General features: G+C 59.5%; 22 protein-coding genes. 14 read left to right on the top strand and 8 right to left on the bottom strand.

All coding sequences use genetic code 11. The features are described 5' to 3' along the window. Positions 1-11 precede the first annotated feature (11 nt). The 5 genes from hfq (at position 12) to I6L37_RS00405 (ending at position 4,041) form a co-directional block, all read left to right on the top strand. Complete coding sequence (hfq, locus tag I6L37_RS00425) at positions 12-275, top strand: RNA chaperone Hfq (RefSeq protein ID WP_026456017.1); 264 nt, start codon at positions 12-14, stop codon at positions 273-275. Between the two features lie 63 nt (positions 276-338). After that, positions 339-1,625, top strand: a complete 1,287-nt coding sequence (gene hflX / locus I6L37_RS00420) for a ribosome rescue GTPase HflX (RefSeq protein ID WP_042028255.1) — start codon at positions 339-341, stop codon at positions 1,623-1,625. Between the two features lie 85 nt (positions 1,626-1,710). Next, entirely contained in the window at positions 1,711-2,859 is a 1,149-nt protein-coding gene (hflK, locus tag I6L37_RS00415) for an FtsH protease activity modulator HflK (RefSeq protein ID WP_026456016.1), read from the top strand. 3 nt (positions 2,860-2,862) lie between these two features. Further along, complete coding sequence (hflC, locus tag I6L37_RS00410; protein ID WP_216993011.1) at positions 2,863-3,744, top strand: protease modulator HflC; 882 nt, start codon at positions 2,863-2,865, stop codon at positions 3,742-3,744. Positions 3,745-3,852: 108 nt separating this feature from the next. Continuing rightward, positions 3,853-4,041, top strand: a complete 189-nt coding sequence (locus I6L37_RS00405; RefSeq protein WP_026456014.1) for a DUF2065 family protein — start codon at positions 3,853-3,855, stop codon at positions 4,039-4,041. 71 nt (positions 4,042-4,112) lie between these two features. On the opposite strand, the gene ispB is transcribed toward I6L37_RS00405, so the two are convergent. Next, on the bottom strand, positions 4,113-5,084 hold the full coding sequence (gene ispB / locus I6L37_RS00400; RefSeq protein WP_201982204.1) for an octaprenyl diphosphate synthase: 972 nt from the start codon (positions 5,082-5,084) through the stop codon (positions 4,113-4,115). Between the two features lie 243 nt (positions 5,085-5,327). Here ispB and rplU point away from each other — a divergent pair, with 243 nt between their 5' ends. The 5 genes from rplU (at position 5,328) to I6L37_RS00375 (ending at position 10,914) form a co-directional block, all read left to right on the top strand. Next, positions 5,328-5,639 (top strand): 50S ribosomal protein L21, encoded by a 312-nt coding sequence (gene rplU / locus I6L37_RS00395; RefSeq protein WP_005304210.1) that lies wholly within the window; start codon positions 5,328-5,330, stop codon positions 5,637-5,639. Between the two features lie 17 nt (positions 5,640-5,656). After that, on the top strand, positions 5,657-5,914 hold the full coding sequence (gene rpmA / locus I6L37_RS00390; RefSeq protein WP_005304202.1) for a 50S ribosomal protein L27: 258 nt from the start codon (positions 5,657-5,659) through the stop codon (positions 5,912-5,914). 200 nt (positions 5,915-6,114) lie between these two features. Beyond that, complete coding sequence (gene cgtA / locus I6L37_RS00385) at positions 6,115-7,317, top strand: Obg family GTPase CgtA (protein WP_042070120.1); 1,203 nt, start codon at positions 6,115-6,117, stop codon at positions 7,315-7,317. A 362-nt stretch (positions 7,318-7,679) separates the two neighbouring features. After that, the gene (locus tag I6L37_RS00380) at positions 7,680-9,050 is read left to right on the top strand and encodes a YjiH family protein (protein ID WP_216993010.1); all 1,371 of its coding nucleotides are present in this window, start codon (positions 7,680-7,682) and stop codon (positions 9,048-9,050) included. Positions 9,051-9,219: 169 nt separating this feature from the next. After that, on the top strand, positions 9,220-10,914 hold the full coding sequence (locus I6L37_RS00375; protein ID WP_216993009.1) for an AMP-binding protein: 1,695 nt from the start codon (positions 9,220-9,222) through the stop codon (positions 10,912-10,914). 57 nt (positions 10,915-10,971) lie between these two features. Here the strand turns inward: I6L37_RS00375 and I6L37_RS00370 are convergent, their stop codons facing one another. Next, positions 10,972-13,854: an HD domain-containing phosphohydrolase gene (locus I6L37_RS00370; protein ID WP_216993008.1), complete on the bottom strand. Its 2,883-nt coding sequence runs from the start codon at positions 13,852-13,854 to the stop codon at positions 10,972-10,974. 240 nt (positions 13,855-14,094) lie between these two features. Between I6L37_RS00370 and I6L37_RS00365 the strand changes: the two genes are divergently transcribed. Both I6L37_RS00365 and I6L37_RS00360 read left to right on the top strand, forming a co-directional pair. Next, complete coding sequence (locus I6L37_RS00365; RefSeq protein ID WP_216993007.1) at positions 14,095-15,084, top strand: luciferase-like monooxygenase; 990 nt, start codon at positions 14,095-14,097, stop codon at positions 15,082-15,084. A gap of 172 nt (positions 15,085-15,256) precedes the next feature. Continuing rightward, positions 15,257-15,757 carry a 2TM domain-containing protein gene (locus I6L37_RS00360; RefSeq protein WP_042028262.1) on the top strand — a complete coding sequence of 167 codons (501 nt, stop codon included), beginning with the start codon at positions 15,257-15,259 and terminating at the stop codon, positions 15,755-15,757. A 67-nt stretch (positions 15,758-15,824) separates the two neighbouring features. On the opposite strand, the gene I6L37_RS00355 is transcribed toward I6L37_RS00360, so the two are convergent. Genes I6L37_RS00355 through lptD form a run of 6 tightly spaced genes read right to left on the bottom strand, consistent with a single transcriptional unit; the run spans position 15,825 to position 22,586 of the window. Continuing rightward, positions 15,825-16,646: a symmetrical bis(5'-nucleosyl)-tetraphosphatase gene (locus I6L37_RS00355; protein WP_216993006.1), complete on the bottom strand. Its 822-nt coding sequence runs from the start codon at positions 16,644-16,646 to the stop codon at positions 15,825-15,827. A 6-nt stretch (positions 16,647-16,652) separates the two neighbouring features. Further along, positions 16,653-17,015, bottom strand: coding sequence for a Co2+/Mg2+ efflux protein ApaG (apaG, locus tag I6L37_RS00350; protein WP_026458356.1), 363 nt, complete (start codon positions 17,013-17,015; stop codon positions 16,653-16,655). A 4-nt stretch (positions 17,016-17,019) separates the two neighbouring features. Beyond that, positions 17,020-17,832: a 16S rRNA (adenine(1518)-N(6)/adenine(1519)-N(6))-dimethyltransferase RsmA gene (gene rsmA, locus I6L37_RS00345; protein ID WP_216993005.1), complete on the bottom strand. Its 813-nt coding sequence runs from the start codon at positions 17,830-17,832 to the stop codon at positions 17,020-17,022. Next, on the bottom strand, positions 17,822-18,817 hold the full coding sequence (gene pdxA / locus I6L37_RS00340; RefSeq protein WP_216993004.1) for a 4-hydroxythreonine-4-phosphate dehydrogenase PdxA: 996 nt from the start codon (positions 18,815-18,817) through the stop codon (positions 17,822-17,824). Before pdxA ends, rsmA begins: the two co-directional genes overlap by 11 nt. Next, complete coding sequence (gene surA, locus I6L37_RS00335) at positions 18,817-20,115, bottom strand: peptidylprolyl isomerase SurA (RefSeq protein WP_042028374.1); 1,299 nt, start codon at positions 20,113-20,115, stop codon at positions 18,817-18,819. Before surA ends, pdxA begins: the two co-directional genes overlap by 1 nt. A gap of 26 nt (positions 20,116-20,141) precedes the next feature. Beyond that, complete coding sequence (gene lptD, locus I6L37_RS00330; protein ID WP_216993003.1) at positions 20,142-22,586, bottom strand: LPS assembly protein LptD; 2,445 nt, start codon at positions 22,584-22,586, stop codon at positions 20,142-20,144. 174 nt (positions 22,587-22,760) lie between these two features. Here lptD and I6L37_RS00325 point away from each other — a divergent pair, with 174 nt between their 5' ends. Together I6L37_RS00325 and murU are read left to right on the top strand one after the other, a co-directional pair. After that, positions 22,761-23,774, top strand: a complete 1,014-nt coding sequence (locus tag I6L37_RS00325) for an aminoglycoside phosphotransferase family protein (RefSeq protein ID WP_216993002.1) — start codon at positions 22,761-22,763, stop codon at positions 23,772-23,774. Next, complete coding sequence (gene murU / locus I6L37_RS00320; RefSeq protein WP_042028269.1) at positions 23,771-24,439, top strand: N-acetylmuramate alpha-1-phosphate uridylyltransferase MurU; 669 nt, start codon at positions 23,771-23,773, stop codon at positions 24,437-24,439. Before I6L37_RS00325 ends, murU begins: the two co-directional genes overlap by 4 nt. The last annotated feature ends 4 nt before the right edge of the window (positions 24,440-24,443 follow it).

The raw sequence follows: 24,443 nt of genomic DNA, 5'->3' as shown, positions 1-24,443 counted from the left end.
GGAAAAGAAAAATGGCTAAGGGGCAATCTCTCCAAGACCCGTTTTTGAATGCGCTGCGCCGTGAGCGTATTCCTGTTTCTATCTATTTGGTGAACGGCATCAAACTGCAAGGTCAGATCGAGTCTTTCGATCAGTTTGTCATCCTGCTGAAGAACACCGTGAGCCAGATGGTTTACAAGCACGCCATCTCCACCGTGGTGCCGGCCCGTGCCGTCAACCATCACCAGCCAGCTCCCAACGGCGGTGCTGATGAACAGGGTGACGCCGAGGCGTGATATCCCGGGACGAGTCCACTCGTCAACTCAGATTCATCATGATTCCTGTTAAGGAGCAAGCGCTTGTTTGACCGTTATGAAGCTGGCGAACAGGCCGTTCTGGTGCATGTCAACTTCAGTGATGAGGGTGAACGGGAGGATCTGGAAGAGCTCAAGATGTTGGTGAGCTCTGCCGGAGTCAATGCGCTGGCGGTGATCACCACCAGTCGCAGTGCCCCCAGTGCCAAATTTTTTGTCGGCAGTGGCAAGGCTGAAGAGATCGCATCCCAGGTCCAGATGCTGGACGCCGACGTGGTGATCTTCAACCATGCCCTGACCCCTGCCCAGGAGCGCAACCTGGAGCGTCTGTTCCAGTGCCGGGTGGTGGATAGAACCGGCCTGATCCTCGATATCTTTGCCCAGCGGGCCCGAACCCACGAAGGTAAACTGCAGGTCGAACTGGCTCAGTTACGCCATCTTTCTACTCGCCTGGTGCGAGGCTGGACCCACCTTGAGCGTCAAAAAGGGGGGATCGGTCTGCGTGGTCCGGGGGAAACCCAGCTTGAAACCGACCGACGTCTGCTGCGTGAACGCATCAAGGCGATTTTGCGTCGGCTTGAAAAGGTAGCCAAGCAGCGGGAACAGGGGCGCCGCGCCCGCAATCGCAATGAAGTACCGACAGTATCCCTGGTTGGTTATACCAACGCCGGAAAGTCTACTTTGTTCAACCAACTTACAGCTGCCAGCGTGTATGCTGCCGACCAACTGTTCGCAACCCTGGACCCCACTCTGCGTAAACTGGTGATCCGGGATGTGGGTGATGTGATTTTGGCAGATACTGTTGGATTTATTCGGCACTTGCCCCATGATCTGGTCGCTGCCTTCAAGGCAACCTTGCAGGAGACCCGCGAAGCGGATCTGTTGCTGCATGTGGTGGACTGTGCCGATGAGCAGATGCAGGAGAATATCGACTCCGTGCAGCTGGTGCTGGCCGAGATCGAAGCAGACGACCGTCCCCAACTGATGATCTGCAACAAGATCGACAAGCTGGCGGACCGTCCGGCTGGCCTGGAGCGGGATGAAGAAGGACGCCCGTTGCGCGTCTGGCTGTCTGCCCAAACCGGTGAAGGGTGTGAATATCTGTTTCAGGCCCTGACCGAGCTGCTGGCTGGCTCCATGGTGCATCACACCCTGCAGTTGCCGCCTTCTGCCGCGAGATTGCGCAGTGCGCTCTATCAGTTGAAAGGGATTGAGCAGGAAGGTTTTAGCGAGGAGGGGGATTTTGTGCTGGAAGTCCGCTTGCAAGTGGCCGACTGGAACCGCCTCGTGAAACAGGAAGGTGAGAGTTTACAACGCTTTATCAGACATTGATTCGTCGGTGAATGCTGACAGGCTTCATCAACGATGAGGGTTCGATAGAGATGATATCCATCCGCAAGTATTAATGGAGACGCTGATGGCTTGGAATGAGCCTGGTAACAACGGCAAAGACCGTGACCCTTGGGGGAACAACGGCAAGAATCAGGGGCCCCCTGATCTGGATGAAATGCTGCGCAAGGTGAGTCGCCGTTTCGGTGGCCTGCTGGGTGGCGGCAAGTCTGGCGGCGATGTGGGCCGCTTTGGTATTTCCATCGCGCTGGTGGTCGCCGTGGTGGTGTGGGTCGTCAGCGGCTTCTACACCATTCGTGAAGCCGAGCGCGGTGCCGTGCTGCGCTTTGGCAAGTTTTCCCACATTGTCGAGCCGGGCCTGCGCTGGAAGCCGACCTTTATCGATCAGGTGATCCCGGTGGACGTCGAGTCCGTTCGCTCCCTGCCGGCTTCCGGTTTCATGCTGACCCAGGATGAGAACGTGGTGCGGGTCGAGATGGACGTGCAATACCGTGTCGTCAATCCCGAGCAGTACCTGTTCAGTGTGACCAATGCCGACGAGAGCCTGAGCCAGGCGACCGACAGCGCCCTGCGCTACGTGGTGGGCCACACCAAGATGGATGACGTACTGACCACTGGTCGGGAAAAGGTCCGTCAGGAAACCTGGGAAGTGATCGATGGCATCATCGAGCCTTACCAGATGGGTCTGCAGATCGTGGACGTCAACTTCCTGCCGGCTCGTCCGCCGGAAGAGGTGAAGGATGCGTTTGATGACGCTATCGCCGCCCAGGAAGATGAACAGCGCTTCATCCGTGAAGCGGAAGCCTATGCCCGTGAAGTGGAACCCAAGGCCCGTGGCCAGGTGAAGCGTCTGGAGCAGGAGGCCGAAGCCTACAAGTCCCAGATTGTGCTGAAGGCCCAGGGTGAGGTTGCTCGCTTCAACGAGCTGCTGCCCCAGTATCAGGCTGCGCCCGAGCTGACCCGTAACCGTATCTATCTGGAAACCATGGAAGAGCTGTACCAGCAAGCCAACAAGGTGCTGGTCGACATGCCTGCTGGCAACAACAGCATGATCTACCTGCCGCTCGACAAGCTGTCTGGCAAGCCGAACGTGGCTCAGCCACAGCGCTCGACCGTGGCTCCGACCGTAGAGCCGGCGCCGGTTTCCAACGAGGGGGCCAACTCCACTCCGATGCCGCTGCGTAGCGGTGACCGCTTCAGCTCAGGGAGAAACTGATAGATGAAAAAGCTAGCTATTGGTGCAATCGCTGTCGCGGCCATGGTCTGCTTCTCCTCTGTCTTTATCGTTGATGAAGGTCAGAAGGGGATCGTGGTGCAGTTTGGCAAGGTGAAGCGGGTTGATTCCGGCGAGCCGCGCCTCTATGAGCCGGGCCTGCACTTCAAGGTGCCGCTCATCGACCAGGTTCGCAAGATGGATGCCCGTATCCAGACCATCGACAGCCAGGCCGACCGCTTCGTCACCTCCGAGAAGAAAGACCTCATCATCGACTCCTACGTGAAGTGGAAGATCGAGGACTTCTCCAAGTACTACTTGGCGACCGGTGGTGGCAACAAACTGCAGGCCGAAGACCTGCTCAAGCGCAAGATCAACAACGGTCTGCGTTCCGAGATCGGTAACCGCACCATCAAGGACATCGTCTCCGGCGAGCGTAGTACTGTGATGGAAGATGCCCTGAAGAAGATGGCGCGCTCCTCCGAGCTCGGCATCAAGGTAGTGGATGTGCGGATCAAGCAGATCAACCTGCCGGTGGAAGTCTCCAACTCCATCTACCAGCGGATGCGCGCCGAGCGTACCGCGGTGGCCCGTGAGCATCGCTCCCAGGGTCGTGAGAAGGCGGAGATCCTGCGTGCCGACATCGACCGCAAGGTGACCGTGATGATCGCCGATGCCGAGAGTAATGCCCGTCAGCTGCGTGGTGAAGGGGATGCCGAGGCCGCCAAGATCTATGCCGACAGCTACAAGAAAGACCCCGAGTTTTTCAGCTTCGTGCGCAGTATGGAGGCCTATCGCAAGAGCTTCTCCGGTGGCAATGAGCTGATGGTGCTCAAGCCGGACAGCGAGTTCTTCCGTTACCTCAAGTCGCCTAACGGCAACAAGTAAGCCGTTGGGAAAAGTGGTTGCAAAGGGTCTGCATTGTCAGACCCTTTTCTTTTTCTTGGGGGCTGGCCACAGTGGTGCCGGCAGAAGAGGGGAGTAGAAGAGAACAAGATGCTGACATCTGTACTGATGGGATTGGGCTTGTTGCTGCTGTTTGAAGGGCTGGGTCCGCTGCTGATGCCAAGAGCCTGGCAGCAGATGCTGCGCCTGCTGAGCGAGCAGCCACCCGAGCAGTTGCGCCGCATCGGCGGCTCTCTGGTGGTGGCCGGAGGCGTGATCCTCTGGATGCTTGCGCGTTAAGCCACTCGATACGAATCAGAAAATAAAAAAGAGGCCGTTTGGCCTCTTTTCGTGTGTGGTTGAGCCTTGACTCAGGCGCTGCGCTGCACCGCCATATGTGCCAAGGTTTCCAGTGCCTGCTTGTGCTGGGAGTCCGGCAGAATGGCGAGAGCGGCGATGGCTTTGTCGGCCTCCTCGCGAGCCCGCATGCGGGAGTACTCCAGGGCGCCGGTGCGCTCGAGGATGGCCAGGATCTGATCGAGATGCTCCATGCCATTGCGATGCTCGATGGCATCGCGCACCAGTTGGCGCTCTTGCGGCGTACCCACTTCCATGGCCCGCAACAGCGGCAGGGTCGGTTTGCCTTCGGCCAGATCGTCCCCCACGTTTTTGCCCATGTCGTCGCTCTGGGAGCAGTAGTCCATCACATCGTCGATGATCTGGAAGGCGGTACCCAGATACATACCGTAGTCGGTCATGGCTTGCTCGATCGGCTCAGGCTGATGGGTCAGCACGGCGGCGAGGCGGGTGGCGGCCTCAAACAGTTTGGCGGTCTTGCAATAGATGACCGTCATGTAGCTCTCTTCGGTAGTGTCGGGATCGTTGCAGTTCATCAGCTGCAACACTTCCCCTTCGGCGATGGTGTTGGTGGCATCCGACAGGATCTCCATCACCCGCAGGTTGGAGAGCTCGCTCATCATCTGGAAGGAGCGACTGTAGAGGTAGTCGCCAACCAGGACGCTTGCAGCATTGCCAAACAGGGCGTTGGCGGTTTCCCGGCCGCGGCGCAGATCGGATTCGTCGACCACGTCGTCGTGCAGCAGGGTTGAGGTGTGAATGAATTCGATGATGGCGGCCAGTTTCAGGTGATCTTCACCCTCGTAGCCCAGCGCACGGGCTGCCATGACGGTCAGCATGGGGCGCATCCGTTTGCCGCCGGCGCTGACAATATAGAAACCCAGCTGATTGATCAGACTAACGTCGGACTGAAGTCGAGCCAGGATCAGTTCATTGACCGCCGTCATGTCGGCGGCACAGAGCGCACGGATAGTCTGTTGGTCCATAAGTCTCGTAACGTGACGGCAGCAATAACTGCGATTTTTAGTAATGGCGGGGATTCTACACGATTTCACAATGGGTTACAGTTAAGCGTTTATCCACGGCGGCAGATATGCGCACAAAATAAACTTTTTGCTAAATTGGCCTTGCCTGAGCAGATCGATTTGCGTAGAATGCCCGCCCATTGTTATAGGTTTTTGCGCATGTCTGGCCTTGAGCAAAAGACATGCCTTTACGGAGTTAATCAAATGTACGCGGTATTCCAAAGCGGCGGAAAACAACACCGTGTGGCCGAAGGTCAAATCGTTCGTCTGGAAAAGCTGAACGTTGAGACTGGCGCTACCATCGACTTCAACGAAGTGCTGATGGTTGCTGCAGGCGACACTTTTAAAGTAGGTGCTCCTTTCGTTGAAGGTGGCAAGGTTGTAGCTGAAGTTGTGGCTCACGGCCGTGGCGAGAAAGTGACTATCGTCAAGTTCCGTCGTCGTAAGCACCACCGTAAGCAAGCGGGCCACCGTCAGTGGTTCACTGAAGTCAAAATCACTGGCATCAGCGCTTAATTAGAGGAGTCCGATAGATGGCACACAAAAAAGCTGGCGGTTCATCCCGCAACGGTCGCGATTCTGAAGCTAAACGCCTGGGCGTGAAGCGTTTCGGCGGCGAAACAGTTCTGGCTGGCAGCATCATCGTTCGTCAGCGCGGCACCAAGTTCCACGCTGGTGAGAACGTTGGTCTGGGCAAGGACCACACCCTGTTCGCTACCGCGAACGGCAAGGTGCAGTTCGAAGTCAAAGGTCCGCTGAACCGTAAGTACGTTAGCATCGTTGCTGAGTAATTACGGACCGCAAGGATCCGAAGCCCCGCCAACAGGCGGGGCTTTTGTTTTTCTGACGTCTTTTTGATGTTTTTGACGAAAAAACGGAACGCAGCCGACCCCGGTTCTGCAGGGCATGATTGGCAAGATGCGTATCGCCTGCAGGGGTCTGTACCACTATAATTGCGTATCGGTTTTTCGAATTAAGGTGACGGTTACCTATGAAGTTTGTTGATGAAGTCCAGATTCGAGTCGATGCCGGTGACGGTGGTAACGGTTGTGTAAGCTTTCGCCGTGAAAAATACATCCCGAACGGTGGCCCGGATGGTGGTGACGGTGGTGATGGTGGCGACGTTTACTTGATCGCCGACGAGAACCTCAACACCCTGATCGACTATCGCTTCGAGCGTTTCCATGCCGCCGAGCGTGGCGAGAATGGCCAGAGCGCCAACTGTACTGGTCGCCGCGGCAAGGACAAGATCCTGCGCGTGCCAGTCGGTACCCGCGCTACCGACGAAGACACCGGCGAGCTGCTGGGTGATCTGACTCACCACGAGCAGAAGCTGCTGGTCGCCAAGGGCGGTTTCCACGGTCTTGGCAACACCCGTTTCAAGAGCTCGGTCAACCGTGCGCCGCGCCAGAAGAGCAACGGCACCCCGGGTGAAGTGCGCACCCTGAAGTTGGAGCTGCTGCTGCTGGCCGACGTCGGCATGCTGGGTCTGCCCAATGCCGGCAAATCCACCTTTATCCGCGCCGTTTCCGCCGCTCGTCCGAAAGTGGCCGACTACCCCTTTACCACCCTGGTGCCAAACCTGGGCGTGGTGCGTGGCGAGAACTCCCGTTCCTTCGTGATTGCCGACATTCCGGGCCTCATCGAAGGGGCTGCCGAAGGTGCTGGCCTCGGTATCCGCTTCCTCAAGCACCTCGAGCGTTGCCGCGTGCTGATCCACCTGGTGGATATCTGCCCCATCGATGGTTCCGATCCGGCTGAAAATGCCGTGACCATCGTCCGCGAGCTTGAGAAGTACAGCCCCGAGCTGGCGAGCAAGCCGCGTTGGCTGGTGTTCAACAAGATGGACCTGATCCTGGAAGAAGAGGCTCAGGAAGTGATGGATCGGGTCAAGGCTGCCCTGAACCATGAAGGGCCCGTCTACGCCATCACCGCCATCAGCAAGGAAGGGACCAAGAAGGTCTGCTATGACATCCTGGATTTGCTGGACACCATGCCCCGTCAGCTGGAAGCCGATGCGAAAGAAGCCATCGAGAAGGTTGAGTTCAAGTGGGATGACTACCACAAGAACCAGCTGGCCAAGGCCGAAGCCGAGGCGCTGGCCGCGTCCATGGCCTTCGACGAAGGGCTCGACGATGATGACTGGGATGAAGATGACGACGATGGCGTCGAAGTCATTTATGTCCGTGACTGAATCCCGTCACTGGCATTGAAGACCGGAGCCTGCGAAGGCTCCGGTTTTTTTATGCCTGTCAGTCGGATCAATAGATATATTTGTGATGCTGCTTATTGCCTGTGATGGCCAACCGATTATACTGCCCACCTGAATTAACAGTAATGAAACAATCTACTGGTGATGTCGAATGAATCGATATGCGCTTCTGTAACGGGTTGTTTTGATGGATGGTTTTCCTGTAAAAATATTTATGCGCAGATTTATCCATAAAAAGGTTGTTTGTGCATTTTTTTAGAGTATTCTTGCGCCCGTTTTGCCGGGTTATGCGTGAGTATGCAGGTTGACCAGGCTAAGGAAAGTAACGTTAAGGTTGTCACATCATGTTGGAAAAGAGTCTGGAAGCACCGGCGGTCAACACCCGCCGCAACTTGTTGATGTTTTTGATCCCGTCCCTCATCGGGATCCTGCTGTTCATGACGCCGGTCGTCTATGAAGGCAATGTCACCATCCCGGTCGCCGTGCTGGCGAAGCTGGTTCAGCTGGTCTTTGCCGACTATCTGGTCGCCATGGTCAGCGCCGTGATCACCACCACCATGCTGATGACGATCATCGCCTGGTTGTTCAAACCGGCCATCCTGGTTCGTCGTCCTTTCCTTAACAGTCTGTTCAATGTCTCCCCCTTCTGGGCCTGCGTGCGGGTGCTGGGTGGCATCTTCGTCTTGCTGACCTTCTTCCAGATGGGGCCTGAGGTGCTCTACTCGGGCGCCACCGGCGGGCTGGTGTTGCACGATCTGCTGCCGGTACTGTTCTCCGTGTTCATCTTTGCCGGCCTGCTGCTGCCCCTGCTGCTCGATTTCGGTCTGCTGGAGTTCGTCGGTACCATGATGACCCGCATCATGCGTCCCGTGTTCCGTCTGCCGGGTCGTTCCGCCGTTGACTGCTTCGCCTCCTGGCTGGGGGATGGCAGCGTCGGCATTCTGCTGACCAGCAAGCAATATGAAGGCAAGTTCTATACCCAGCGTGAAGCTGCCGTGATCGGCACCACCTTCTCTGCGGTTTCCATCACTTTCTGCTTGGTGGTGATCTCCCAGGTGAAGCTGGAGCACATGTTCGTGCCCTTCTACCTGACCGTCTGCCTGGCCGGGGTGGTGGCCGCCATCGTAGTACCGCGTCTGCCGCCGCTCTCCTGGAAGAAGGATGTCTACGCCGATGGCTCTCCCCTATGCCGCAAGCAGGAGGTGGTACCGCATCGCCACAGCGTACTGAGCTACGGTTACGAGCGGGCGCTGACCAAGGCCGAGAGCGTGAGCGATCTAGGGGCAGTGGCGCGGGAAGGGGTGAAGAATGCACTGGATATGGTGTTTGGCGTGCTGCCCGTGGTGATGGCCATCGGTACTTGTGCCCTGATGCTGGCCGAGCACACTCCCATCTTCAACTGGCTGGGGGCTCCCTTTGTTCCCTTGCTGGAGTTGCTGCAACTGCCGGAGGCCGAGGCGGCCTCCAAGACCATCATGGTTGGCTTTGCCGACATGTTCATCCCGGCGGTGCTGGCTTCCACCATCGAAAGCGAGATGACACGCTTCGTCATCGCCGCCATGTCGGTGACCCAGCTCATCTATATGTCGGAAGTGGGCGCCCTGCTGCTGGGCAGCAAGATCCCGGTCAAGCTGTGGGAGTTGTTCGTCATCTTCCTGCTGCGCACCCTGGTGACCCTGCCAGTCATCGCCGGTGTGGCGCACCTGCTGTTCTAAAACAGCCATTGCGGACTAAAAACGGTCAACTTCGGTTGGCCGTTTTTTTATGGTCAACATTAGACCAAAGTGAATCTTCTCAAAAATTCATGGTTACATTAATGTAACAAATTGAACCCGTGCCAGCCGAGCAGTAGGCAATTCCAACCCATGTGGCCAGGAGTCACCCATGACCTCACTGCTCAGCTACCGGACCGGTCCCTGTGACCAACCTCTGTTATCCCAGACCATTGGCACTTATCTGCAAGAGATAGCCGAACGCTTTCCCGACCGCCCCGCCGTGGTAGTGCGCCACCAGCAGATCCGCTGGAGCTACCGCGAATATCTGGCCCGGATCGACAGACTGGCAAAGGGGTTGCTCGCACTCGGGATCAAGCCGGGTGACAGGGTCGGCATCTGGTCACCGAACAACATAGAGTGGTGCCTGGTGCAGTTTGCCACCGTTCGCATCGGCGCCATCATGGTTTGCATCAATCCCGCCTATCGCAGTTACGAGCTGGAGTTTGCCATCAACAACGTGGGTTGCCGTGCCCTCATCTGTGCCAGCGCCTTCAAGGGAAGCGATTACCTCGCCATGTTGAACGAGTTGGCCCCCGAACTGGCCGGCAGTACGCCGGGACGGCTCGCCGCCGCCCGTCTGCCAACCCTGGAGATGGTGATCCGGCTCGGGGAGGAGATGACCCCCGGCATGCTGAATTTTGATGCCGTGAAGGCCCTGGGGGAGGGAGTGGATCCCGCTGTGCTGGCTCGGGTGGGTGCTAGCCTCAAGCCGGAGGATGCCATCAATATCCAGTTCACCTCGGGCACCACGGGCAACCCCAAGGGGGCCACCTTGAGCCATCGCAACATTCTCAACAATGCGCGACTGGTGGCGAGCGGCATGGCGTTCAGCGAGCAGGACAAGCTCTGTATCCCGGTTCCGCTCTACCACTGCTTTGGCATGGTGCTTGGCAATCTGGTCTGCATCAGCGTGGGGGCCTGCGCCCTGTTTCCGTCGGAGGCCTTCGACCCGGTGGCAACCCTGCAGATGGTGAGCGAGGAGCGTTGCACCGCCCTGCACGGGGTGCCGACCATGTTCATCGCCGAGCTGGAGCTGCCACAGTTCGCCAGCTTCGATTTCTCCTCCCTGCGCACCGGCATCATGGCCGGGGCCATCTGCCCCGAACCCCTGATGCGCAAGGTTCAGAGTCTGATGCACATGACCGAGGTAACCATTGCCTATGGCCAGACCGAGTGCAGTCCGATCAATCACATGACCGCCATCGATGCGCCGCTGGACAAGCGGGTGACCACGGTGGGCCGTGCCCTCGCCCACACCGAGATCAAGCTGCTCGATGCGAGCGGCGAGACGGTCCCCATCGGTGAGAAGGGGGAGATCTGCTGTCGCGGCCATGGGGTGATGCAGGGCTATTGGCAGGATCCGGCCAAGACGGCACAGACCATAGATGATGATGGCTGGCTCCACTCCGGGGACATCGGCATCATGGATGAAGAGGGGTATGTCCAGATCGTTGGGCGCATCAAGGATCTGATCATCCGTGGTGGCGAGAACATCTATCCACGGGAGATCGAGGAGCGCCTCTACGAGCACCCGGCGGTGCAGGATGCGGCCGTGTTTGGCGTTGACAGCGAACGCTACGGCGAGGAGGTGTGTGCCTGGGTCAAGCTCAGGCCGGATCAGGTGGCGAGCGAGGAGGAGATCAAGCACTTCCTCTCGGCCCGCATCGCCTATTTCAAGGTGCCGCGTTATATCCGCTTCGTGGAAGAGTACCCCATGACGGTGACCGGCAAGCTGCAGAAATTCAGGATGCGGGAGATGATGACGGCCGAGCTGACTCGCCAGTATGTCGAGGCTGGCGGCTGATACGATCTGCCAAGAGAAGAGGGGCCCGCGGGCCCCTTTTCAATGTCGTGGTGGCAACTAGCTGGCCAGCAGTATCTCCTGATCCACTTCGTCCAGCTGTTCCGGGGTCAGGAAGCGCTTGGCATAGTCGCGCCAGATACCGCTGCTGACGAACAGGGTAAACAGGGCCGGATCGATATGCTGTTCTCGCACCATGTTCTGCATGATGGCCAGGGACTGGGAGACCGTCTTGCCCGATTTGTAGGGGCGATCGCTTGCGGTCAGCGCCTCGAAGATGTCGGCGATGGCCATGATGCGGGCCGGGATGCTCATCTGTTCCCCCAGCAACTGGCGCGGGTATCCCTTGCCATCCATCCGCTCATGATGGCCGCCGGCAATTTCCGGTACGCTGCGCAGATGGCGCGGGAAGGGGAGGTGCTCCAGCATGCGGATGGTCTGGATGATGTGCTCGTTGATCTTGTAGCGTTCCTCCTCGGTGAGGGTGCCGCGGCCGATGGCCAGGTTGTAGCGCTCCCCGCGGTTGTAGAGATGTTTGGGCACCTTGACCTTGAACCCCCAGGGATTGCCATCGTCAAACCTGTCCTGCTGGGGCCGCGGAATAAGATGGGAGGGTTTGTCGGCCAGCAGCTGCTCAACACAGGGCAGGGTCGACGCCGGCTCGCTTTGATGCAATTTGAGCTCCTCGCGGCTGATGCCGAGCCGATCGTCCAGGGTGCGCAGCCAGGTGCGGCTGGCGATGGCGTCGAGCCGTTCAATCTTCTCGGGGGCCATCCACTCGCCACCCAGATTGCATTGGGCCACGAAAGCAAACTCCTCGTCCAGTTCCGACCAACGTGGTGCCACCGCTTCGCGGCAGGCGATCCGCTCTGACTCTGGCAGCCTGGCACAGAGGGCCTCAATATAGGCATCGCGCTTGAGTACCTCGAAACGGGTGCGTATCTCGTGGATCCGGTCGTAGATGGTCTCCAGCTTGGTGGCCTTGTCGACCACGAACTCCGGGGTGGTGACCTTGCCGCAATCGTGCAGCCAGCTTGCGATATGGATGGCTTCCCACTCCTCCTCATTGAGCCTGAAATCGGCAAAGGGGCCCTGTCGCTGGGCGCAGGCCGCCTCGGTCAGCATCTTGGTCAGCTCGGGCACGCGTTGGCAGTGACCACCGGTATAGGGGCTCTTGGCGTCGATGGCGCCCGCCATCAGCTCGATGAAGGACTCCAGAAGTTGCTTCTGCTCTTCCAGCAGGCGCTGGTTCTCGATGGCGGAGGCGGAAGTCCCCGCCAGCGCTTCGATCAGGCTGATCCGCGAGACCAGTTCCCGTGGCGAGCACTCGGGCAGGATCAGAAACAGGTAACCGATCAACTCCTGGCGGTGATTGCGCAGGGGCTCGGCGACCAGTTCACTGGGGCCGGGGAAGGGGCCCCAGCTGCTCATGTATTGCTGCCAGCCCGCTTGGTCGATGCTGACGGAGAGCCGGTTGGCGGCGACCTGAGTCCCGAACAGTGCTGGTTGCCAGGGTACCTGTTCGATCGGCAAATCGCCCTGTAACCAGCGCGCATTTACTGCCACCATCTGCTGATCTTGCGCCAGATAGAGGCCGCCTCCCGTAGCCTGTACCGCTGACGTGGTCTCGTGCAGGATGCGGCTGATCAGGGAGTCGAAGCGATGTTCGGCAGCCAGTGCCCGACCCATGTTCATGAAGTTGCCCAGGGTCAGGCGCATGCCGGACATGGTACGGGCCAGATCATCGATCTCGCGGATTGCCGATTCGGGCTCCTTGCTGGCCGTAAAATCGAAATGCTGGATCCGCTCCGCCTCCCGGGTCAGGGCCTGCAGCGGGGTGGCGGTGCGGCGGGATACCCACCAGATCACCGGCAACAGCAACAGCAAACCGATCAGGGTGCGGGCCAGATTGACCAGCGCCGCGTCGCGCGCCTGCTGGTAGAGCACATCGGTCGAGACCAGCAGGGCAATATAGAAAGGCGAGCCCTCGCCGAGGGGGGCCAGGTTGGCCAGCCAGCTGTTGCCGTCAGGCAGGCTGATATCCAGCTCTACCGGAGTGTCCAGTAACCCGGGCTCACCGGTGATCTGCTGCTGCAACTGGGCCAGGGCGGGGTGAGCGAGGGCCGACAGCATGGGCAGCTGTTTTAACTGCTCGAAGCTGGGCAGATCCTTGGGATCGGCGGCCAGCAGGGTGGCATGGTCATCAAACAGAACCACCTGGCTATGTTGTGGCAGGCGCAGCTCACCGATGAGGGCCGACAGTCCCTCGACGCTGGTATCGAGCCCAAGCACGGCGCGTTTGTCCTTGCTCTCCACCGCCAGGGTCATTCCGGGTTCCTTGGTGGTGAAGAAAAGATAGGGGTGGGTGACGGCAATGCCTGGATGGCGACGCGCTTGCTTGTACCAGTCACGACTACGGGGATCGTACTGGTATTGCGGCATGGCCCGGCGCTCGAGCAGCGTCAGATGCTGGTCAAAGTAGAGAAATTCCCCCTTGCCCTGATGCAGGCTCTGCACCATCAGGGTGCTGGCGAGGGGAACATTTTCCAGTTGCGTTCTGGCCCGACTGGTCAGCTTGCGTACCAGAAAAAAATCGCCGTTTTCATAGCCTGCGTAGACGGCACCATAGCTGGCGCTGTTTGCCAGCACCTCGATCAACTGCGGCAGGTAACCGAGCCGTTCATCCAGGCTCTCCATGCCCGCCAGCCGGCCTGTGCGCAGCAGGCTGAGGGACATGCGGGCGGGACGTTCGTTCAACTGCAAGGCCAGGGCAAGCTGTTCCCGGTATTGCAAAAAATTCTGTCGCTCATGCTCGAGCCCTTGCTGGGTATCCTGCTGGAACTGAAGCGTGATAAGCGCCCCTCCCAGAAAGGTAAACAGCAAGATAAAGAGGGTGGCGATATGAACATAGAAGGGTTTACGACCAGGCCTGGCTGTTGTCATGGACACATCCTTGTCACACGTGCAGTTGCAGAAAAGATCAGTCAGCAGTGTGGCAATAAAATGACTAAAAAAACAGCGATGCTTTCAACCTACTCATCATTAGTCGCAGCATCCGCTTTAGGTGGATGTCCTGGCTCTTGTTCGGCATCTGACAGAAACCGGTTTGTAAGGTGATTCATTCAGGTATCTCATGCTACATTGCCCCACTTGTTACTGATCTGTGAATCAATGGAGTGACCCATGTCTGCCATCCCCTATTCCGTGCTCGATCTGGTGCCGGTTCCTGAAGGCTCCCTACCGGCCGAGTCGTTCCACCGCTCACGCGATCTGGCGCAACATGCCGAGCGCTGGGGTTACCACCGCTACTGGCTGGCCGAGCACCACAACATGCCGGGCATTGCCAGTGCCGCCACCTCTGTGCTGATTGGCCACCTGGCGGGAGCGACCCGTACCCTGAGGATAGGGGCGGGTGGCATCATGCTGCCGAACCACTCGCCGCTGGTGATCGCCGAGCAGTTCGGCACGCTCGCCTCCCTCTATCCGGATCGGATAGATCTGGGGCTGGGTCGTGCTCCAGGTACCGATCAGCGCACCATGCAGGCACTGCGCCGCCAGCGCAGCGGGGAAGTGGATGATTTTCCGGCAGATGTGCGCGAGCTGATGGACTATTTTGGCGATGAGGCGGGAGCGGTGCAGGCGGTACCTGGCCAGGGACTGCATCTGCCGGTCTGGTTGCTGGGCTCGAGTCTCTACAGTGCCCAGCTGGCGGCGGCCATGGGGTTGCCGTTTGGTTTTGCCTCTCACTTCGCCCCCGCGTTACTGATGCAGGCGCTGGAGATTTACCGCACCCAGTATAGCCCCTCGGCCCGCTGGCCCAAGCCCTATGCGGTGGTGTGCGTCAACATGATCGCCGCCGATAGCGAGCGGGAGGCCCGCTTCCAGTTCACTACGGTGCAGCAGCAGTTCCTGCGTCTCTATCGCGGTGATGCCGGCAAGTTGCCCGCCCCTGTCCAGTCACTGGGTGACGCCTGGTCCCCCCGCGAGCTGATGGCCATGGAACAGACACTGGCCCGCTCCCTGGTCGGGGATCAGGAACAGGTGCGTCATGGTCTCAAGTCGCTGCTGGCCGAGACCCGGGCCGACGAGCTGATGTTCAACGGCCCCATCGTCGATCATCAGGCGCGGTTGCGCTCCTTCGAGATCGCCGCCGAGTTGATGAAGAGTCTGTAAACCAGGCAGTTTGCGGCTGGTGCTTGTCAGCCGCAGGCGACACCTGTTTCCATGGCCTGTAGTTAACATTATGATTTTAAAAGATTGTCAGGTTTATGTCGGCTTGCTGTCGTCTCACCTTGCTCAATGCTGACCTTATGCTGGCCCCGTCAATCACCACAAGGAGTGCAAGATGATCGTCAGGAAGTTGAGATTGCAGCGGGGCTGGTCACAGGAGCAGTTGGCGACCTTCTCCGGCTTGAGTGTCCGCACCATCCAGCGGATTGAGCAGGGGCAGCAGCCCGGACTGGAATCCCTCAAGGCCCTGGCCGCCGTCTTTGAACTCGATGTGGCTCAACTGGATGGAGTACAGCAACAGGAGCGCGAGATGAAAGGCAGCGAGACGAGGGAACGGGATTGGGGACAGGTATCGGCCGAGGAGCGGGCAGCGATGAGCTATGTGGAGGATCTCAGAGGCTTCTACTACCATATCGCCAGCTATCTGGTGGTGATCGGCGGGCTGTTTGTCATCAACTACCTGAGCAACCCGGATTATATCTGGGCCTGGTGGGCGGCGCTGGGCTGGGGGCTGGGACTGATCTCTCACGCCATCAACCTGTTCCAGCCCTTCAAGTTATTCGGCCCGGAGTGGGAGCGGCGCCAGATAGAGAAACGGCTGGGGCGCAAGTTGTAACCCGCCTGACAATAAAAAGCCCGACTATTAGTAGTCGGGCTTTTCATGCAGCTAGTATGGGCTGCGATCAGCTCGCATGCACCGGGCAGGGGGTAGCGATCAGGGCATCATCCTCGTAGCGCCACAGGGTGAGGCTGTTGCCCCAGACGCAGCCGGTATCGAGTGCCTTGATATCCTGCTTGTCGGTCTTGCCCATCAGGGCTGCCCAGTGGCCGAACACCAGGATGGGATCATCCACATGGTGCTCGCGCTGCTCGAACCAGGGGCGCAGGCCCGGGGTCGATTCGCTGGGACCCTTCTTGCATTTGAAGTCGAGCCGGCCGTCGAAGTAGCAAAAGCGCATCCGGGTGAAGGTGTTGATGATGTAGCGGTAGCGGTCGATCCCGACCAGATCGTCCCGCCAGCAGTCGGGCTGGTCGCCATACATGTTGTGCAGCAGCCAGCTGTACTGGTCACCGCGCAGCAGGCTCTCCACCTCGCGGGCACAGTTGCGGGCGGTGCGGGCATCCCAGGCCGGCGAGATGCCGGCATGCACCATCATGATCGGCAGATCGGGGTGTTCCGCCAGCAGCGGCCGGTGGCGCAGCCACTCCAGCAGATCGTCCCGATCCGGCGCCTCCATCAGGCTCTGCAACCGGTCTTTTTTCTTGAGCGGCGCGACGCCGTTGGCGACGGCCAGCAGGTGCAGATCGTGGTTGCCGAGCACGGTGACGGCGCGGTTGCCCAGTCCCTTGACAAAGCGCAGGGTGTTGAGGGAGTCGGGGCCGCGGGCGACTAGGTCGCCACAGAGCCAGAGTACGTCATGCGCGGGATCGAACCCGGCCAGATCCAGCAGACGACGCAAGTCGTCGTAGCAGCCCTGGATATCGCCGACAAAACAGTTCGCCATGAAACCTCAGTTGATAATATTGGGGATGGCCAGCGTGAAGGGGGCGATGGGCGCCTCAAATTGCTGACCAGAGCCATCTTGCAGGGTATAACGTCCTTCCATCACCCCGAGCGGGGTCGCCAGCGGGACGCCGCTCTGGTAGCGGTAGGTCTCCCCCTCGGCGATCACGGGCTGTTCCCCGACCACGCCCGGACCTTCGACTTCCAGCATCTTGCCATTGGCATCCGTAATGAGCCAACGCCGGTGCAGCAACTGCACCGGGCCGGGACCCAGATTCTCGATTTCAATGAGATAGTGAAACTGATATGGGTCTTTGGAGTCCGCCACATAACTGGGGTAGGGGCGGATCACAATGCGCGGGGTGGTCACGGGATCAGGCCTTTGGCTGATCCGCCAGCCAGTTGGCGATCATGACAAATTGCTCCAGGGTGAGGTTCTCGGGGCGCAGGTTGCCATCGATACCAAGCTCGGTCAGCTGGGCGTCGGTGATGAAGTTGGAGAAGCTGTTGCGAATGGTCTTGCGACGCTGGCCGAAGCCTTCGGTGCAGACGCGATTCAGGCAGCGGATGTCTTTCGCGACTACGCTCGGGTTCTTGTGCGGCACCAGACGCACCACGGCGGAGTCCACCTTGGGGGCCGGCTTGAAGGCGCCTGGGCCTACTTCCAGTACCGGGATGACCTGGCAGTAGTACTGGGTCATCACGCTCAGACGGCCATAGGCCTTGCTGCCGGGACCGGCGGCCAGACGCAGAACCACTTCCTTTTGCAGCATGAAATGCATGTCCTCCACCCGATCGGCGAACTCGCACAGGTGGAAGATGAGCGGGGTGGAGATGTTGTAGGGCAGGTTGCCGAAGATACGCAGCGGCCCCTTGCCTTCACCCATCAGGGTGCTGAAGTCGAAGCGCATGGCGTCGGCTTCGATGACGGTGAGCTTGTCCTTCAGTGTCGGGTGCTCGCGCAGGCGGGCCGCCAGATCCCGGTCCAGTTCGACCACGGTCATCTTGTCCATCTGGGCGGCAACCGGCTCGGTCAGCGCGGCCAGACCCGGGCCGATCTCCACCAGGTTTTGGCCCGGCTGCGGATTGATGGCGGCCACGATCTGGTCGATCACGTAGCGATCGTGCAAGAAGTTCTGACCAAAACGCTTACGGGCCGTGTGGCCCATGTGCACCTTACTGCTCATATCTTTGTTTCTCTACCATCTTGATGGCGTGGTTAATCGCGGTGGTAAGGCTACCGGGATCGGCCAGGCCTTTGCCTGCCAGATCCAGTGCGGTGCCGTGATCCACCGAAGTGCGGATGAAAGGGAGTCCAAGGGTGATATTGACCGAACTGCCGAAGCCCTTGTATTTGAGCACGGGCAGTCCCTGGTCGTGGTACATGGCGAGTACCGCATCCGCATCCTTGAGGTATTTCTCCTGGAACAGGGTGTCGGCCGGCAATGGGCCGACCAGATCGATTCCCTCCTGGCGCAAGGTGGCCAGGGCGGGTTCGATCACATCAATTTCTTCACGACCGAGATGGCCCCCTTCCCCGGCGTGGGGATTGAGGCCGCAGACGTAAATGCGCGGTTTGGCGATGCCAAACTTGGCCTTGAGATCCGCATCCAGGATACGGATCACCTTGCCGAGGCGATCCTCGGTGATGGCCTTCGCCACATAGGCCAGGGGGATGTGAGTGGTTGCAAGCGCCACCCGCAGCCCCTCAGTTGCCAGCAGCATCACCACGTCGGCGGTGTTGGATTGCTGGGCGAAGAACTCGGTGTGGCCGCTGAACGATACGCCGGCCTGGTTGATGATCCCCTTGTGCACGGGTCCGGTCACCACGGCGGCAAACTCACCGCTCATGTTGCCGTCGCATGCGCGCTGCAGGGTGGCCAGCACATAGGCGCCGTTGCCTTCGTCGAGCTCTCCGGGCACCACGGCGGCGCCGAGAGAGACGGGGCTGACGGTCAGGGTGCCGGCCCGCTGTGGATGCGCGGGCGCGGCGGGATCGTAGGGCTCAAGCTCGATGGGCAGACCCAGCAGGGCGGCGCGTTCACGCAGCAGCGCCGGATCGGCGATCACCACCAGCTGGTGGGGCCAATCCTGCTGGGCTATCTGCAACACAAGATCCGGACCAACCCCGGCCGGTTCACCCGGGGTCACGGCAAGGCGACGACAACGCATCAGCTGCTGGCGCCTTCGATCTGGATGTAAGCCTCATCACGCAGCTCGTCCAGCCATGCCTGGGACTCTTCAACGAAGCGGCGGTTGTAGATCAGCTGATAGGCGCGCTGTTCCTGGGCCTTGTCGGTGGCATCCTGGCTGCGACGATCTTCCAGCTGGACGATGTGCCAGCCGTGAGAGCTGCGGAACGGGGCACTGATCTGGCCCGGCTGCAGGCGGTTGACCATGTCGCGGAACTCGGGCACGTAGACGTTGGGATCAGACCAGCCCAGTTCGCCGCCCTGCACCGCGGAGCCCGGGTCTTCGGAGTATTTCTCCGCCATGCTGGCGAAGCTCGCCTTGCCGCTCTTGATGTCGTGCAAGATGCCGTCCAGCATGCCCTTGGCTTTCTCTTCGCTCAGGATGATGGAGGGCTTGATCAGGATGTGACGGGCTTTCACCTCGGTCTGCATCACCTGCTGCTGACCCTTGGTGTCGAATACCTTGATGATGTGCAGGCCGGCGCCGGAGCGCAGCGGACCAACGATGTCGCCCTTGGTCGCGCCCTGAACCGCTTCGGCCATCAGGGTCGGCATCTCCTGCGGGCTCATCCAGCCCCAGTCACCCCCTTCCAGCGCCTTGGGTCCGTTGCTCTCTGCAATGGCCAGCTTGCGGAAATCGGCCCCCTGTTTGAGCGCGGCCAGAATGCCCTCGATCTTGCTCTTGGCGGCATCTAGCTGAGCTGCGGAAGGGTTGTCAGGCAGGGCAATCTGGATATGACCGAGGTGATACTCGTTCTGCTGCTGACCCTGTTTTTTCAGGATGTCGACTACCTGTTTCACTTCCTGCTCGGAGATGTTGATGCGACGGCGCACCTGGTTGCGGCGTACCTCGTTCATCAGGATCTCGCGGCGCACCTCTTCCCGGTACTGGGCATAGCTCATGCCTTCGCGCGCGAGCTGGGCACGCAGCTGATCCAGGGTCATCTTGTTGTCGGCGGCGATCCCCTGGATGGCTTGTTCCAGCTGGGTATCGCTGATCTTCAGGCCCTGGCGTTCGGCCAGCTGCAGTTGCAGGCTCTCCTGGATCAGGCGATCCAGCGCCTGTTTGCGCAGGGTGGCGTCATCGGGCAGAGACTGGCCGCTCTCCTGGGCGGAGATTTTGACCTTGTTGACCAGGGCATCCTGTTGGCTGGCAAGTACCACGTCCTTGTTGACCACGGCCAGAACCTTGTCCATCAGCTCGGGGGCCGCCATGGCGGCCTGGCTCATGGCGCCGAACATTCCCGCGGTCAGCAGGGCTATCAGGGTCTTTTTCATATCCATCTCTCAAGGCTGGACCAGCATCATTGCTGGTCTTTCAGATTAAACGGGCGAACATAGGGCAACAGTTCGGTATCCAGAGTGACGCTGCGGCCACCGGTACCGACACTGCCGAGCCCCTTCATCTCGAACTGCAGACCGATCGATTTCTCCGAAGTGGGTCTCAGGGTGACGTTGTCAGGCTGGTTGTGCCACTCCAGGCTCAGGTTGATGCTCCAGCAGCAGGAGTCGTATTTGACACCGATCTTGCGGTCAATGTTCACATCCTGCTTGATATCGCGATAGTAGCCGCCGTAAACCTGCCACTGATTGGCAATCGGCGCCATCATTACCAGACCTGCCTGGCTAAGGTCCTCTGCCAGGGCGGCGTTGGTCGGGTAGCGGTAATCCCGGTTGCCATCCTGAATAAAGCGGTAGTTGAGCTGGGTAACCAGCTTGTCATGACGGTATTCCACGGCACCATTGCCTGAACTGAACGCACCCTCCTCGGTATCGTACTGGGCGCCAGCGTGGGCGAACCACTGATCCGTGATCCGGGCATCCCCCTCAAAGGAGAGCAGAGAACGGGCGTTGGTGCTCTCGGGATCCGAGGAATAGAGACGAACCTTGGGAGAGGTCAGCTCGAACGCCTGGGCGACGGAGAGACGCAGCCGCTCATCCCCGACGTTGTCATAGATCCGGCTGGTGAGACCAGCGCTGATCCGGTTGGCATCGCTGATCCTGTCGAGACCGGCGTAACGGCGATCGCTGAACAGGCTGTAGTAGTCCTGTCGGGTAGTAGTGGAGTCGTAGACCCCGATATCGTCCTGGTTCTCGTAGGGGATGTAGAGATACTGGAACTCGGGTTCCAGAGTCTGGGTTCCCTTGCCGTCAAACCAGTCGACCGAGCGATCGAAGTTGAGGCCACCCTTGAGGCGGAAAGAAGGTAGCAGACGATTGATGGTGCCATCCTTGAGGGTCAGCTTGCCAGTCTCTGCATCGGTGAAGCGAGCGCGATCCGTACCGACCAGGGTGTCTGGTACCTCCTGGTTGTAGGAGGTAAACATCAGCTTGTACTGGCTGGTGAGGTAGTAACCGGGGGCATCCACCAAGGGAACCGTCAGGGTCGGGGCCATGTGTAAACGGGTTGCGGTATAGCGCTCTCCCGACTGATAGCTGCTGGCATTGCCGCTGTCATAGCCAAACTTGGTCAGCTCGCTGTTCCAGGCCAGATCGAACCAGTTGCCCTGGCGATAGTAGTTGTAGTCGATGCGCGGCAGCATCTCGTGCGGCAGCAGCGCATAGGGACTCAGGATCTGGTAGCGGCGCACCTCGGAGGTGAGGTTCCAGTTCTCCTGGTAGTAACCGGCGGTAAAGGATTGCTGCAACTGGTCATCAATCTGGGTGCCCACCTGGGGGCTGAAGTCGTTGAAGTAGTTGTAGTCCCTGTCCCGCACCTTGGTGTAGTCGAGCCCGAAGTGCAGGGAACCGTCCATCAGGCTGGAACCGTGGCGAACGTTCAGCAGATAGCGGTGGCCGTCAGACAAACCGGCCAGGCTGGGGTTGCTCGGGCTGTACTGTTTGTCATCCGCCAGGTTTTCGAAATAGAGGGTGCCTGTGTGGGCGGGGTCCGGCATGTAGCGGAACTCCACCTGTTCCATCAGGCCGCGCTTGTCCATGAAGCGGGAGGTGATGGTGGCGTCATAATTGGGGGCAATGTTCCAGTAGAAGGGCTGGGTGATCTCCATGCCGTTGCCGGAGCTCTGCTTGTAACCCGGATAGAGCAGACCCGTCTTGCGTTCATCCTTGATGGGGAAGTTGATGTACGGGAAATAGAACACCGGATAGTCATAGAGCCAGAGGCTGGCGTTCCAGGCTTCACCGAACACCTCCTTCTGATCGATGTCGATGCTGCCAGCCTTGAGGGTCCACACCTCCTGACCGGGGGGACAGGTAGTGTACTGGGCCCCCTCCATGGTGATGTTCTGGTTGTTGTTGGTCATGGTGACCCGTTTGGCAAAGCCGCGCACCGGTGAACCATGAACCTGATACTTGCCCTCTTCCAGTTCGGAATTCTTGGTATCCAGGTTGGACTTGAGGGTCTTGTCGCTGGTGACGGTCACCTGACCGTCGTTGTAATAGATGTTGCCGATGGCGATGACATCCCGGCTCTTCTGATCGAGCTGGGCATAGTCGGAGTCAAACTTGCGAACCCCCTGACGCACCTTGACGTCCCCTTCATAGACGGCGGTGCCGCCCTGCTTGGCCTCGAGGCGATCGGCGTCGACCTCGACCGGCAGGGCATTGGCATCTTCCGCCGAAGAGGGCTTTTCGACCTTGGGGACATAGTCATAGCAGAGGCTGTCGAGAATACCGGTCGCAGGCGGCGGATTGAACGGGGCCGCCTGCACCATCATGGAGGTCAGGGCCGGTGCCAGGCTGATAGTCAGGGCGATGGGATAGCGGTATCCCAGTGTCCATTTTGTCATGTGAAAGACTCGTGCAATCCGTGATAGGTACGGTTGATCCAGGGCATGCATTTTACGACAGGTTTCATCGAGTTGACATTGCATGTCATTGCTTTATGTTAGCCGGCAATGATAAAGCATTATTGCGGCCAGGGCTAACAGCCAAGTGCTGCTTTCCACCTTGGTCCTCGACTTATGCACGATCGCGATTCCCTGCTTCTGCAGTGGGCACGCCGACTCTCCGGTGATGCCTGCCTCCATCTTACCCTTATTTCCGGTGATGCCAGTTTCCGCCGCTACTTTCGTGGCGGTGGTCTTATCTGGGTGGATGCCAATCCAAAAACCGAAAAAAATCATGAGTTTGTTCGCAATGCGGCGGCCTTGCGTGCGCGTCAGCTGCTGGCGCCCGAGGTCAAGGCGGTGGACTATGAACTCGGTCTGCTGGCGGTCACCGATCTGGGGGATACCCAGCTTATTGGCTGCCTGAATGCCGACAACGTACTGGCCTGGTATGACAAGGCCATCGGGCTGTTGCCTCGCCTTGGTGCGGTTGAGCTTGACCTGGAGCCTTTTGATGCCGCCTTTATGGCCAGGGAGAACAGCATCTTCCCCGAGTGGCTGCTGGGCCACCACCTTCAACTGACCCTGAGCGCGGCAGAACAACAGCTGCTCGACGATACCTTTGCCTGCCTGACCGCCAGCAACCTGGCCCAGCCGCAGGGAGTGATGCACCGGGATTTTCACAGCCGCAACCTGATGGTATGTGGTGGCAATACCCCCGAGAGCAGCGAGCTTGCCATCATCGATTTTCAGGACATGGTCATCGGCCCCCTTGGCTATGACCTGGTCTCCCTACTCAAGGATTGCTACGTGCGCTGGCCGGACGAGGTGATCGAACAGGGGATGTGCCATGGTTTTGCGACCCTGCAGCAGGCGGGGCTGCTCGGCGATCTCGATTACGCCAGCTTCCGCCGCCATGCGGATCTCACCGGCATGCAGCGTCACCTGAAAGCCGCCGGCATCTTCACCCGACTCTATCATCGGGATGGCAAGTCAGGTTACCTCAAGGATATTCCCCGCACTCTGGGATATGTGGTGGATGTCTGCCAGCTGCACGGGGCCAGCGAGCCCGTGCTCGCCCGTTTTGGCGACTGGTTGCGGCAGGTTGTGCTGCCGGGACTTGCCCGGGTGGCGGAGGCGCAGTCATGAAGGCGATGATCCTGGCGGCAGGACGTGGCGAGCGGATGCGCCCGCTCACCGATACCCTGCCCAAGCCGCTGCTGGTAGTGGGGGGCAAGCCTCTCATCGTGCATCATATCGAAAAGCTTAAAGCTGCGGGGGTGGCCGAATTGGTCATCAACCACGCCTGGCTCGGCCACAAGTTGGTGGAGGCGTTGGGGGATGGCAGCCAGTTCGGGGTGACCATCCACTGGTCAGCAGAGGAGAGTGCGCTGGAGACAGCAGGGGGCATAGTGCAGGCACTGTCGCTGCTGGGCAGCGACCCCTTTCTGGTAATCAACGGGGATACCTGGCTCGATCTGGACTACCGTACCCTGGTGACCCAGTCTCTGGGTGAGGATCTGGCCCATCTCTGGCTGGTGCCCAATCCCCCCCAGCATCCCCAGGGGGATTTTTCCCTGCAAGAGGGGCGGGTGCTGGATATTCCCGGGTTTACCTTCAGTGGCGTCGGGCTCTATCATCCGGCAGCATTCTCCGGCCTGGCGAGCGGTGCGCGCAAGCTCGCTCCCCTGCTGCGGGAGTGGATGGCACAAGGGCGAGTGGGTGGTAGCCTGCTGGCCGGCGAGTGGCGTGATATAGGCACAGTCCCGCGACTGCGCGAGCTGGATGATCAGCTTCTGGCTCGCACTCATTAACATC

This window comes from Aeromonas sp. FDAARGOS 1407, assembly GCF_019048725.1.
In the GTDB taxonomy this organism is placed as follows: Bacteria; Pseudomonadota; Gammaproteobacteria; order Enterobacterales; family Aeromonadaceae; genus Aeromonas; species Aeromonas enteropelogenes.
The sequence above is the reverse complement of the archived record's forward strand: the minus strand, read 5'-3'. Positions and strand labels throughout refer to the sequence as shown.

Bases quoted from the DNA above. Each gene is read 5' to 3' on its own strand.
- I6L37_RS00380 (WP_216993010.1), top strand. From the start codon at position 7,680: ATGTTGGAAAAGAGTCTGGAAGCACCGGCGGTCAACACCCGCCGCAAC.
- hflC (WP_216993011.1), top strand. From the start codon at position 2,863: ATGAAAAAGCTAGCTATTGGTGCAATCGCTGTCGCGGCCATGGTCTGC.
- I6L37_RS00355 (WP_216993006.1), bottom strand. From the start codon at position 16,646: ATGGCGAACTGTTTTGTCGGCGATATCCAGGGCTGCTACGACGACTTG.
- I6L37_RS00370 (WP_216993008.1), bottom strand. From the start codon at position 13,854: ATGACAACAGCCAGGCCTGGTCGTAAACCCTTCTATGTTCATATCGCC.
- rplU (WP_005304210.1), top strand. From the start codon at position 5,328: ATGTACGCGGTATTCCAAAGCGGCGGAAAACAACACCGTGTGGCCGAA.
- ispB (WP_201982204.1), bottom strand. From the start codon at position 5,084: ATGGACCAACAGACTATCCGTGCGCTCTGTGCCGCCGACATGACGGCG.
- I6L37_RS00360 (WP_042028262.1), top strand. From the start codon at position 15,257: ATGATCGTCAGGAAGTTGAGATTGCAGCGGGGCTGGTCACAGGAGCAG.
- rpmA (WP_005304202.1), top strand. From the start codon at position 5,657: ATGGCACACAAAAAAGCTGGCGGTTCATCCCGCAACGGTCGCGATTCT.
- rsmA (WP_216993005.1), bottom strand. From the start codon at position 17,832: ATGAGCAGTAAGGTGCACATGGGCCACACGGCCCGTAAGCGTTTTGGT.
- I6L37_RS00405 (WP_026456014.1), top strand. From the start codon at position 3,853: ATGCTGACATCTGTACTGATGGGATTGGGCTTGTTGCTGCTGTTTGAA.
- I6L37_RS00365 (WP_216993007.1), top strand. From the start codon at position 14,095: ATGTCTGCCATCCCCTATTCCGTGCTCGATCTGGTGCCGGTTCCTGAA.
- murU (WP_042028269.1), top strand. From the start codon at position 23,771: ATGAAGGCGATGATCCTGGCGGCAGGACGTGGCGAGCGGATGCGCCCG.
- lptD (WP_216993003.1), bottom strand. From the start codon at position 22,586: ATGACAAAATGGACACTGGGATACCGCTATCCCATCGCCCTGACTATC.
- hfq (WP_026456017.1), top strand. From the start codon at position 12: ATGGCTAAGGGGCAATCTCTCCAAGACCCGTTTTTGAATGCGCTGCGC.
- pdxA (WP_216993004.1), bottom strand. From the start codon at position 18,817: ATGCGTTGTCGTCGCCTTGCCGTGACCCCGGGTGAACCGGCCGGGGTT.
- hflK (WP_026456016.1), top strand. From the start codon at position 1,711: ATGGCTTGGAATGAGCCTGGTAACAACGGCAAAGACCGTGACCCTTGG.
- I6L37_RS00325 (WP_216993002.1), top strand. From the start codon at position 22,761: ATGCACGATCGCGATTCCCTGCTTCTGCAGTGGGCACGCCGACTCTCC.
- I6L37_RS00375 (WP_216993009.1), top strand. From the start codon at position 9,220: ATGACCTCACTGCTCAGCTACCGGACCGGTCCCTGTGACCAACCTCTG.
- cgtA (WP_042070120.1), top strand. From the start codon at position 6,115: ATGAAGTTTGTTGATGAAGTCCAGATTCGAGTCGATGCCGGTGACGGT.
- surA (WP_042028374.1), bottom strand. From the start codon at position 20,115: ATGAAAAAGACCCTGATAGCCCTGCTGACCGCGGGAATGTTCGGCGCC.